The organism is Flavobacterium endoglycinae (assembly GCF_017352115.1).
GTDB lineage: Bacteria > Bacteroidota > Bacteroidia > Flavobacteriales > Flavobacteriaceae > Flavobacterium > Flavobacterium endoglycinae.
The window spans coordinates 943,912-955,339 of the sequence record NZ_CP071448.1; the positions used below are offsets into that span (position 1 = coordinate 943,912).

The 11,428-nt window shown below is 32.7% G+C and carries 11 protein-coding genes; 7 read left to right on the forward strand and 4 right to left on the reverse strand.

Annotated elements, in window-relative coordinates:
- Positions 1–10 precede the first annotated feature (10 nt).
- The 7 genes from J0383_RS04125 to J0383_RS04155 all read left to right on the forward strand — a co-directional run bounded on the left by J0383_RS04125 (position 11) and on the right by J0383_RS04155 (position 6,494).
- Positions 11–475 (forward strand): Fur family transcriptional regulator, encoded by a 465-nt coding sequence (locus tag J0383_RS04125; RefSeq protein ID WP_207297185.1) that lies wholly within the window; start codon positions 11–13, stop codon positions 473–475.
- 96 nt (positions 476–571) lie between these two features.
- On the forward strand, positions 572–1,843 hold the full coding sequence (locus J0383_RS04130; protein ID WP_207297186.1) for an adenylosuccinate synthase: 1,272 nt from the start codon (positions 572–574) through the stop codon (positions 1,841–1,843).
- Positions 1,844–1,892: 49 nt separating this feature from the next.
- Entirely contained in the window at positions 1,893–2,477 is a 585-nt protein-coding gene (locus tag J0383_RS04135; protein ID WP_207297187.1) for an NUDIX domain-containing protein, read from the forward strand.
- Between the two features lie 40 nt (positions 2,478–2,517).
- Positions 2,518–4,011 (forward strand): S41 family peptidase, encoded by a 1,494-nt coding sequence (locus J0383_RS04140; RefSeq protein WP_207297188.1) that lies wholly within the window; start codon positions 2,518–2,520, stop codon positions 4,009–4,011.
- A 55-nt stretch (positions 4,012–4,066) separates the two neighbouring features.
- A complete protein-coding gene (locus J0383_RS04145; protein ID WP_207297189.1) occupies positions 4,067–4,870 on the forward strand; it encodes a hypothetical protein in 804 nt (267 codons plus the stop codon).
- Between the two features lie 82 nt (positions 4,871–4,952).
- Positions 4,953–5,852 (forward strand): L,D-transpeptidase, encoded by a 900-nt coding sequence (locus J0383_RS04150; protein ID WP_207297190.1) that lies wholly within the window; start codon positions 4,953–4,955, stop codon positions 5,850–5,852.
- Positions 5,853–5,990: 138 nt separating this feature from the next.
- The gene (locus J0383_RS04155; protein ID WP_207297191.1) at positions 5,991–6,494 is read left to right on the forward strand and encodes a hypothetical protein; all 504 of its coding nucleotides are present in this window, start codon (positions 5,991–5,993) and stop codon (positions 6,492–6,494) included.
- Between the two features lie 59 nt (positions 6,495–6,553).
- On the opposite strand, the gene guaB is transcribed toward J0383_RS04155, so the two are convergent.
- The 4 genes from guaB to J0383_RS04175 all read right to left on the reverse strand — a co-directional run bounded on the left by guaB (position 6,554) and on the right by J0383_RS04175 (position 11,203).
- Complete coding sequence (guaB, locus tag J0383_RS04160) at positions 6,554–8,026, reverse strand: IMP dehydrogenase (protein ID WP_207297192.1); 1,473 nt, start codon at positions 8,024–8,026, stop codon at positions 6,554–6,556.
- 189 nt (positions 8,027–8,215) lie between these two features.
- Positions 8,216–9,613, reverse strand: a complete 1,398-nt coding sequence (locus J0383_RS04165; protein ID WP_207297193.1) for a DUF5723 family protein — start codon at positions 9,611–9,613, stop codon at positions 8,216–8,218.
- The gene (locus J0383_RS04170; RefSeq protein WP_207297194.1) at positions 9,610–10,158 is read right to left on the reverse strand and encodes a hypothetical protein; all 549 of its coding nucleotides are present in this window, start codon (positions 10,156–10,158) and stop codon (positions 9,610–9,612) included. Before J0383_RS04170 ends, J0383_RS04165 begins: the two co-directional genes overlap by 4 nt.
- 178 nt (positions 10,159–10,336) lie before the next feature.
- Positions 10,337–11,203: a hydroxymethylglutaryl-CoA lyase gene (locus tag J0383_RS04175; RefSeq protein ID WP_207297195.1), complete on the reverse strand. Its 867-nt coding sequence runs from the start codon at positions 11,201–11,203 to the stop codon at positions 10,337–10,339.
- Positions 11,204–11,428 lie beyond the last annotated feature (225 nt).

The window sequence follows — 11,428 nt, forward strand, 5'->3', positions numbered from 1 at the left end:
TTTGCCGGATATGACACTTATCTCAACTGACAACACTAAGAATCAAGAAATTGTAAAAAATGTTTTTACAATGTATCTTGAACAAAAAGGGCATCGCAAAACTCCTGAGCGTTATGCTATACTTCAGGAAATTTACGATAGCGAGGAGCATTTTGATATAGAAAACCTTTACATCAAAATGAAAAACAAAAACTATCGTGTGAGTAGAGCAACACTTTACAACACGATTGAATTATTGTTGGACTGCGCTTTGGTTAGAAAACATCAATTTGGGCAAAATCAGGCTTACTACGAAAAATCATATTTTGATAAACAGCATGATCACATCATTATGACAGATTCTGGTGAGGTAATTGAATTTTGTGACCCAAGAATTCAAACCATCAAAAAGACTATCGAAGAAATCTTTGATATCGAAATTACAAATCACTCACTTTATTTCTACGGAAACAAAAAGCAGAGTTCAAATTCATAGTCTGAACATTTAGACTTTTTCAAAAAATTAAAAAAAGAAAATTAACTACATAATCAGTAGGACAACTTAGATTGTCCCAACGCAAATTAAAACAGAATGACCGTAGATTTATTACTAGGATTACAATGGGGAGATGAAGGTAAAGGAAAAATTGTTGACGTTCTTACCTCAAATTATGATATTATTGCACGTTTCCAAGGAGGACCAAATGCAGGACATACATTAGAATTTGATGGAATTAAGCACGTACTTAGAACCATTCCTTCTGGAATTTTTCATGAAAATTCAGTAAATATCATCGGAAATGGAGTTGTAATTGACCCAGTAGTTTTCCAAAAAGAAATCGAAGGTTTACAGAAATTCAACCTTGATATCAAAAGCAAATTAATTATTTCTAGAAAAGCACACTTAATTTTACCAACTCACCGTTTACTAGATGCGGCTTCTGAAGCTTCAAAAGGAAAAGCAAAAATTGGTTCTACTCTTAAAGGAATTGGACCAACTTACATGGACAAAACTGGTAGAAATGGTTTACGTGTTGGAGATATCGAATTAGAAGATTTTAAAGAGCGTTACAGAGCTTTAGCAGATAAGCACGAAGCTATGATTGCTTTTTACGATGTTAATATCCAATATAACTTAGCTGAATTAGAAAAAGAATTCTTTGAAGCTATCGAAGAACTTAAAAAATTAGATTTCATTGACAGTGAAGAATACATGCACCAAGCTCAAAAAGCAGGTAAATCTATTCTTTGTGAAGGAGCTCAAGGATCTTTATTAGATGTTGATTTCGGAACATATCCTTTCGTAACTTCATCAAACACTACTGCTGCTGGAGCTTGTACTGGTTTAGGAATTGCTCCTAACAAAATCAAAGAAGTGTACGGAATTTTCAAAGCGTATGTTACTCGTGTTGGTAGCGGACCTTTCCCAACAGAACTTTTTGACGAAGTTGGTGCTACAATGGCAAGAGTGGGTAACGAATTTGGCTCTGTAACAGGAAGACAAAGACGTTGCGGATGGCTGGACTTAGTAGCTTTAAAATATGCTGTACAAGTAAATGGAGTTACTCAGTTAATGATGATGAAAGGTGATGTCCTTTCTGGTTTTGAAACTTTAAAAGTATGTACCGAGTACAACTATAAAGGACAAAACATTTCTCACTTCCCTTATAACATCGAACCAGAAAACGTTACTCCGGTTTACAAAGAATTTAAAGGATGGAAACAAGATTTAACTGGATTGACAACTTACGATGCGTTGCCAATCGAGCTGAAAGAATATATTGAGTTTATTGAAAAAGAAATCGAAGTACCAATCAAAATCGTATCGGTTGGACCAGACAGAAAACAAACAATAACAAAATAATACATTTTAAACGCTCTGATTATCAGGGCGTTTTTTTTTATTTTACATTATGAGAAAGAATCCTGAAATAGAAATAACAGAAAATAAATTATTATCTGACAACTGGTACTTGTTACACAAAGTAACTTTTAATTATAAAAAAGAAAATCAGCCTGTAGAATCTCATATTCGTGAAGTGTACGATCGAGGAAATGGAGCAGGTATTTTATTATACAATACTGCTAAAAAAACAGTTATTTTAACGAGACAATTTCGTCTGCCAACCTTTCTAAATGGAAATAAAACGGGATTGATGATTGAAGTTTGTGCTGGGCTTTTAGACAAAGAAAATGCAGAGCAAGCTATTATCCGTGAAACGGAAGAAGAAACTGGTTATCGTTTAAGCAAAGTCCAGAAAGTTATCGAAACTTATATGTCTCCTGGATCTGTAACTGAGATTTTATATCTTTTTGTCGGCGAATACGACGAAAGTATGAAAGTAAGCGAAGGCGGAGGACTGGATGCAGAACAGGAAAATATTGAAGTTTTAGAATATACATTTGATGAAGCTTACGCCATGATTGAATCTGGTGAAATAACTGATGCCAAAACAATTATGCTATTACAGCACGCCAAAATAAAAAATCTGATTTAAATTTTTTTTTGAGTATTTTAGATTCATAAAACAATCTAAAATGCTCAAATCTAAAACAATACTAATTTTTCTTTTACCGTTATTTATTTTCTCGCAAAACGAAAAATGGCCTTCAGAAAAACTCAAACAAGATTTAAATATCTTTAAAGAAATAAGAGAAAAAGCCAATTCTGGATTGTATAAATACAGAACAAAACAACAGATTGACAGTATTTATTCTTGGGCATTTTCGCAGCTCGATGAACCAAAAGAACTTATAGAATTCTATAAAATACTTCTTCAAATTACCGATTTTGAAGGAAGTCTGCACAATGACACAACTCTTCCTGATGATTTTGAAAAGAAACGTTCATCAGGAAATGTTTTCTTTCCATATCCTGTAAAACTTATCAGTAAGCAGCTCATTATTAATTTTGAAAATTCAGAAATTCCGTTGGGTTCTCAAATTCACAATATTAATGGAATAGAAACTCAAAAATTACTGTCATCTCTCTACAAATACTACACGACTGACGGTTACAATATTACAGGAAAATCAATTGGAATTGGAGGTTCGTTTGCTAAATATTTCGAAATGGAATATGGCCCTCAAAAAAGTTTTTTAGTCGAATATTCGCTTCCTAATCAAACGCAAAAGCTGACCAAAATGATTGCTTCTGTTTCTAATGAAATCAGAAAAGAAAACTTTAAAAAACGATTTTCACTTCCAATGGATAGTTTGCAATACGCTCGAGCAAAAGATAAATATTCTTTTAAATTAATTTCTCCAAACGCAGCGCTGCTTTCTGTGCATACCTTTGTAATTGGAAGAAATGCGAAAGACAAAATACATATTGCCTACAAAAAGTACTTAGACAGTTGTTTTAAATACTTATCTGAGCATTCTGAAATCCAAAACTTAATTGTAGACATTAGAAACAATGGCGGCGGAACTGATCCAAATGATATTCTTACCTTCTCTTATTTGACACAAAAACCATATCGTGAAAATGCTTCGGCGTATGTCAATTTTCAAAAAATACCATTTGCTAATTACTTAGTTTATGAAGAAACTGATGCAAAAAAGCAACAGGAAGAGCGAAAAGATTTTGAAGATGAATTACTTGAAGAATTCCCAAAACTCATTAACAAAAAATATCCTCAGGATAAAAAATTTAATCCAGTTTTACAACCGGATAAAAACACTTTTAAAGGCCAGATTTATTTGCTTATTAGTCCGAGAATCGCTTCTGCTGGATCGTTGTTTGCTGCTCTTGTAGCTGGAAATACAAATGCAATTGTTATTGGCGAAGAAACGATGGGAGGTTATTTTGGTCACAATGGCCACACTCCTATCGAATATGAATTGCCAAACACCAAAATCAAAACCCAGTTTTCGATTGTAAATTTAGAGCAGGATGTTCCCCAAAAAGCCAATCAAGTCTTTGGAAGAGGAATAATTCCGGATCATGAAATCTCACAGACCTTTGAAGATTTTATGCAAAATAAAGATACTCAGTTTGAACATACTTTAAAACTTATTAAGAACAACTAATATAATCGCCTCTAAAAAAGAAGGAAAAAACTTATTTTTTTTATATTTTTACATTTTGAAAAATATAATCATGACACATCAACAAATCCTTGATAAACTGGCAGCTAAACATCTTGTAAAATCAATTGATGAAGATTTAGCGAGATTGACTTTTACGGCAATGTGCTACGAAAAAGATGTAGAAAAACAGCTTTCATATCTTTTACCTAAATTAATGAATCGCTGGAATTGTGTTTTGTTAGGTACAGGAGACATTCCTAATAGCTACAAACAAATTACAATTGTTGCCCTTTCAGTTCTTTTGCATAAATACGGTTTTCAAGTTGATGCAATAAATAAAACAGCAATTAATGCGATAGATCTTTTGAATAAAGGAGTAGTTCTAAGTGATGATTTTTTTAGGAAATCAGAAGAAATAAAACAACTTATTTTATCGCAACCAACACCTTTAAAACGAAAACCAGCAGTTCCAGATATCATTACTTTTTATAGAAAAGGTGATGTAATTTCTATTCAATTAGAAAATCATTACTACGTTGCATATATTCATGAAATTTCTGGTGCGAATGAAAGCCCAATATTAGAATTCTATGATGGTAAATTCAACAAACTGCCTACAGTTAGCGAAATAGAAAGCCTGCCAGCGAAAGGACAAATGTATAATGACGGCAAAGAACATATTTCTCATTTTTCAGTTGATGGAATAAAAAATCAGCCTGACCTAGCAGAACAATTCCAGTTAATATCAACGAATATTGCACTTAAACCTTCAAATAAACATCTTCAGAAATCAATTGGCCTTTATGAAGAAACAGATTTGTTTGAAATTCAAGATACGATAAAAAATCTTTTTAAATGAAAATCCCGAAACCAATTTAAAAAATTATGTAACCCTTTTGAGCTATCATATATATAATTTTATCATTATAAAAATACGACCTATGAAAAAGTTATATTATACAGCAAACGCCCTACTTATATTAATGTTAGTTTTAGTCGTTTCATGCAAAAAAAGCGATACTATTAACTTAACAGAAAATACCGCTGAAAAGGAAAAACCTAAGAAAACTATTGAATATAAAAAACCGGAATCTTCCGTTTCTTATCAATTTACAAAAGTGAAAGACTGGCTGAAAGCCAATGAAGCTGACAGCACTAAAATGGATATCGTTTCGGCTATAAACAGAGCCGACAAAACGAATCTAAAAAAACTAGATTCAGTGGTAATTCCATCTGATTTTAGTGGAGATTTGGTATATTATCTGCCATTTCCGTTGCATGTTTCAGCATTAGAAGAAGTTTCAAAAATTATTATTTTCTCATATCCAACCCAGACTTTTGCCGCTTATGAAAATGGTGAATTAGTCCGCACTGGTCCAACTAATATGGGAAGAAAAAAAGATCCTACTCCAACTGGATTATTTTTCACCAACTGGAAAGCAGAAAAAACAACCAGTACTTTTAATGACGAATGGGAATTAAAATGGAATTTCAATATTGAAAATAAAAAAGGGGTTGGTTTTCATGAATATGATTTACCTGGTTATCCAGCATCACATTCTTGTTTAAGATTATTAGAAAAAGACGCTAAATATTTATACAAATTTGCAGACGAATGGGTTTTAAAGGACAAAGAAAATGTAAAAGTCAAAGGAACTCCGGTAGTTGTTTTTGGAAGTTATAATTTTGATGGTCCAAAACCATGGCTGCAGTTAGCATCTGATCCAAAAGCATTAAAAATTTCGGAATCTGATGTCGAAAAAGAAGTAAAACCGTTTCTACAGGAAATTTTAGAAAATCAGACTGTAAGAGACACAGAACAAAAAACTACTTCTCTTTAAACACGAAAAATATCTAAATAAAACAGCCGAAACTATTTTAAGTTTTGGCTGTTTTTTTATTTAAACGAAACATTTTTTTATCATTCTATTGAAATGAATTTATTATTTTTGATTATAAAAATAAACTTACAATACAAAATGTCTAAAAAATTAATATTATTGTTTTTATTATCAGGTTTTTTCGCAATAGGACAAACCAAAAACAATTCAAAATCAGAAACCTATACCGGCCGAAAAGGGATTTATGAAATAAAGTACAATCCTGAACATTGGATCCAAAATCCTCAATCAGAAAATTGGGATGCCGAATTTCATGATAAGTACAATTTAGTCAATGCTTATTTTATTGAATATGATTATTTTATACCTGAGAAAAAACTCAAAAGCACTATAGAAGAGCAGTATAAAGAATATGGAAAAATTAAAAATCTAAAAATATTCAAGAAAAAACTAAATAATATTGAAGTAAATTACTTTACCTGTGAGTTAGATTATAATGATTTTTTATATAAATATCAGGGGTATATTTACAACGGAAAAGGTGGTTCGATACAATTGCAATATGGCGGTCAGGCCGAATCGATAGAACAAAATCAAAATACTATTAATGAATTGGATAACGGCATTTCAATTATTAATTAAATAAAAAAGGCGTAAAAAATTTACTTTTACGCCTTTTTTAATATTTATAAAACTAAAAATTATCTTGAATAATTTGGAGCTTCTTTTGTAATCGTTACGTTATGAGGATGACTTTCAGTGATTCCACTTGAAGTAATTCTAACAAAACGTCCAGTTTCTTGTAAAGTAGGAATATCTTTTGAACCGCAATATCCCATTCCGGCACGAAGACCTCCAATAAACTGAAGCATACTTTCATTCAATTCACCTTTATAAGGAACACGTCCTACAATTCCTTCTGGAACTAATTTCTTAACATCATCTTCAACATCTTGGAAATAACGATCTTTAGAACCTGTCTGCATAGCTTCCACAGAACCCATTCCGCGGTATGATTTGAATTTTCTTCCTTCAAAAATAATAGTTTCTCCCGGAGATTCTTTTGTTCCTGCTAATAATGAACCTAACATTACACAGTCGGCACCAGCAGCAATTGCTTTAGGAATATCTCCTGTATAACGAATTCCTCCATCTGCAATTACAGGAACACCACTTCCTTTAATGGCAGCAGCCACTTCAAGAACAGCAGAAAATTGAGGAAAACCAACACCTGCAACAATGCGTGTTGTACAGATAGAACCTGGTCCAATACCTACTTTTACACCGTCAGCGCCATTTTCTACTAAATATTTAGCCGCTTCAGGAGTAGCAATGTTTCCAACAATTACGTCTATTTGAGGAAATTTTGATTTTACTTCTTTTAAAGTATTTACAACACCTTCTGTATGTCCGTGAGCAGTATCGATAATGATGGCGTCTACACCAGCATTTACTAAAGCTTCAGCTCTTTGAACTGCATCTCCAGTAACTCCAATTGCAGCAGCAACTCTCAAACGACCAAATGAATCTTTGTTAGCGATTGGTTTTTGAGTCAATTTTGTAATATCTCTAAACGTAATTAAACCAACTAATTCGTTTTTAGCATTTACAACTGGTAATTTTTCGATTTTGTGGCCTTGTAAAACTACTTCAGCTTGTTCTAGTGAAGTTCCTTCTGCAACTGTAACAAGGTTTGAACTTGTCATAACCTCAGCGATTGGTCTCGATCCGTTTTTTTCGAAACGTAAATCACGGTTTGTTACGATTCCTTTTAGGATTTTATTTTCGTCAACGATTGGAATACCGCCGATTCCGAATTCTTTCATTGCGTTTTTTGCGTCTGCAATAGTAGAAGTCATTGGTAAAGTTACCGGATCAATAATCATTCCTGCTTCAGCACGTTTTACTTTTCGAACTTTTCCTGCTTGTTGTTCGATAGTCATATTTTTATGTAAAACACCTATTCCTCCTTCTTGCGCCATAGCGATTGCCATTGCACTTTCAGTCACAGTATCCATAGCAGCAGATACGATCGGAACGTTTAATGTTATGTTTCTTGAAAATTTTGATTTGATACTCACTTCGCGAGGAAGCACATTCGAGTAGTTAGGTACTAATAATACATCGTCGTAAGTTAAACCTTCGCCGATAATCTTGGAGTTGTGTGCTATCATGGTGCAATTTCTAGTTGAATTGCGTGCAAATATAGTGAATAAATTGCTAACTTGAATACTAACTTATTCATAAATTTAACTTTACAGGAAATAACGCACAATTTAAATTCCGAAATAAAAAATCACAAATTCCAATTAATTCTAAGAAACAATGCTAAAATTGGAATTTGGAATTTCATTGTTGAAATTCTAATCCTTATCCTGAAAGACAAAATTGAGTCCGATTTGAAATGCAGCACTATTTGCCTTCGATATATCTTTATATTCTAATACATTATTGACTAAAGCGTAAATATTGAAACTGCCGATGGTTCCTGAAAGTCCCAAACCAATATTTTTGTTTGAAAAAGTATCGAATGTGTAAGTTGCTTTAACATCTAATTTTTCGAAAATATTTCTTTGATAAAAAGCAGTAAAAGCTGCTATGGGAGTTCTTGGAGCTGACATAAAGAAGAGCTGTCCGCCAACTGCATTTTTATATCTTTTCTTAATTTGTCCTCTACAATTACAATCTTCATCAGATCGATATTCTCCAAAAGAATACTGAAGTGAGGTATACATTTTAGTAGGTCGCCAGGTCGTGTATTTATTATGCAGCGTTTCTCGTGGAATGGCTTTATCAAATTCATCAAAAATATTTTCCGGATCATTATTCCCCATAAAATCTGGGTTTGCACCTTCATAATGATAGGTTCCTTTATACGTTACTGTTTCAATATCTTTAGATTGTTTTATAAAACCAAAATCAATAATACTGGCTGTAAACTGCAGATTGTCTTTAAAATAATAGGTAAGACCGGCATCAACTCCCAATCCTAAACTACCGTTGAAAAAAGTGTTGTGGGCAATATCTGAAACAATATTTCCTTCGTATTCATCTTTTGTAAAAGTGGCAATTCCAGAAGTTTTCAATTCTAAATTAGATGAAATAGTTTGAGTATAAATATTGGGTGTTCCAGCGGTTTGACCAGTGTAAATGTATCCAGAGTTTTTAGTTGAAACAGCATTGGCGCCACTTGAATAGATTTTAGCGCGTCCGCCCAACACCAGTTTGTCGCTTACTTTTTTATGAAAACCGACATGGAAAACGGATAAAACCTCAGCTTTCAGACTTAAATCTCCCAGATTAAAAGATTTCCCTATATAATCTCGGTTTCCATCTAATCCCAGCAAAGCCAGATCTTTAGGCATAAACATAAAAAAATCAAATTCCTGATAAGCACCAAACGAAATATACGAACGACTTTCTTTACCTCCTATCCTGAATCCGGCTGAAAACAATTCCAATTGCTGATTTGTTATAACTTTGTCATTACGTGAAGATTTATTGACAACGTTTCTAACTTTATCATTGAAATCGACACCATTATCAGCAAATAAATCATAAGCAGAAAAACTGCTTGATCCTAAATTGGCAGAAATTCCAGATAATACTGGAACTCCAAAATAAAATTTATACGAAACATCGGCTCCCGGATTTACCATAGAAGCCTGCGGAATTGAAGTAAAATTATACAACACTTCTTTATTTTGTGCAAAACAAGAAAATGCGGCAAACAGCCATACAATTAAATAGGACTTTTTCATTCGATCACTAAATAAGCTGTTGCACCTGATCGTAATTTAAGACTTCCTGTACTGTTTTGATTTAAAGAAGGACCAGGCGCAATTACGATAGAAAAACCTATTTTTACAGTCTGCTTGAGGAGATCTAATCTTTGATTTTCAAAAACTTCTGTTGGATATTTTATAACATTTGGACTCCCTGCATAAGCAGGAACAGTAAAAGAAATGGTTTCCAGAACATCATTATTAGCATTCATCAATAACATATTCACCGAAAAAGCTCTTTGAATAGTATTTTCTATTTCGACATCAAAGTCGGCACGTTTTAAGCGATTATTAAAAAACTTATCTTTAAAAATATCAAAATCACGAACGTCATAAATAACATTTGTTGTTCCATTATCTATAACCTTATTCGCCTGAATATCAAAATAGGCTAAATTGGCCACGATCACTGGTTCTAATTTCAAATCCTTGACCTGATCAAAATCTAAATCACTTGAACAGGAAAAGAATAATAGAGGTAAAACCAAGATATTTAAAATTCGAAAGAAGTAAGCTTTCATGCTAATTTAGATTGAAATAGTTTATAACTCGTTTTATTACTAGTTATTGTCTAACATCAGTAAATATAACTATTTTTTAACGAATTTTCCTAACAAATTTTGAGTCATGCAAATTACATTAGTTTAAGTATTCAATTCTAACCAATGGTGAATTCCTTCAATTTAGCTTTTCAATCTTTTAATGAAATTTTCCGAATACTTTCGAAGCTTCATTGTAGGCGCTTTCAAAACTTAAAGAATTAAGTCCGGTTGCTTTTTTATTGGCCGTAAAATAAGAAACTAATTTTTCTGTTGGCATATTTCCAGTCAATTTATCGGTTGCCATTGGACAGCCTCCAAATCCTTGAATTGCACCATCAAAACGAGTACAGCCTGCTTTTGCTGCAGCATCAATTTTCTCAAACCAAGTGTCTGGTGTTGTATGCAGGTGCGCGCCAAACTCAATTTCTGGATATTTCGGAATTAAATTAGAAAACAAATAAGTAATAACTTCTGGTGTAGAACTTCCAACGGTATCAGAAAGCGAAAGGATTTTTACGCCCATTCCTGCAAGCTTTTCCGTCCATTCGCCTACTATTTCAACATTCCACGGATCTCCATATGGATTTCCAAATCCCATTGAAAGATAGGTTACGACTTCTTTATTTTTTTTATCAGCAATTTCCAGAATTTCTTCCAAAGTAATCAGAGATTCTGCAATCGTTTTATGAGTATTTCGCATCTGAAAGTTTTCAGATATGGAGAATGGAAATCCTAAATACTGAATGGCTTCGTATTCAGATGCAACTGAAGCGCCTTGAGTATTGGCAATTATAGAAAGTAGTTTGCTGGTCGTTTGAGAAAGATCAAGCTGTGCCAGAACCTCAGCCGTGTCTTGCATCTGCGGAATGGCTTTTGGCGATACAAAACTTCCAAAATCAATGGTATCAAACCCTACGCGAAGAAGCGCTTGAATATAAGTAACCTTGTTTTTTGTTGGAATAAACGTTTTGATACCTTGCATGGCATCTCGTGGACATTCGATAATCTTGATTTCTTTATTCAAAACTTTTGCTTTTGTAAAGCTAAGTTAGCTTCTTTTTTAAAGAAATAAAAATTATAGTCATTTTCGAGGTTGATTTTTTAAGCTTAATTAAAAATGCATTCCTTAATTCTGTAATAATATCAAATAGTATCGAAATACGTAATATTTATAACTATTACCTAAAAACGTAATAAATTAAAATATTACCAAAAAATGTAATAATTAAATTTATTACTTATATTTGTA

Excerpts from the sequence above, each read along its gene's own strand:
- J0383_RS04170 (WP_207297194.1), bottom strand. The coding sequence starts at position 10,158 with ATGAAAGCTTACTTCTTTCGAATTTTAAATATCTTGGTTTTACCTCTA.
- J0383_RS04125 (WP_207297185.1), top strand. The coding sequence starts at position 11 with ATGACACTTATCTCAACTGACAACACTAAGAATCAAGAAATTGTAAAA.
- J0383_RS04140 (WP_207297188.1), top strand. The coding sequence starts at position 2,518 with ATGCTCAAATCTAAAACAATACTAATTTTTCTTTTACCGTTATTTATT.
- J0383_RS04165 (WP_207297193.1), bottom strand. The coding sequence starts at position 9,613 with ATGAAAAAGTCCTATTTAATTGTATGGCTGTTTGCCGCATTTTCTTGT.
- J0383_RS04130 (WP_207297186.1), top strand. The coding sequence starts at position 572 with ATGACCGTAGATTTATTACTAGGATTACAATGGGGAGATGAAGGTAAA.
- J0383_RS04135 (WP_207297187.1), top strand. The coding sequence starts at position 1,893 with ATGAGAAAGAATCCTGAAATAGAAATAACAGAAAATAAATTATTATCT.
- J0383_RS04155 (WP_207297191.1), top strand. The coding sequence starts at position 5,991 with ATGTCTAAAAAATTAATATTATTGTTTTTATTATCAGGTTTTTTCGCA.
- J0383_RS04150 (WP_207297190.1), top strand. The coding sequence starts at position 4,953 with ATGAAAAAGTTATATTATACAGCAAACGCCCTACTTATATTAATGTTA.
- guaB (WP_207297192.1), bottom strand. The coding sequence starts at position 8,026 with ATGATAGCACACAACTCCAAGATTATCGGCGAAGGTTTAACTTACGAC.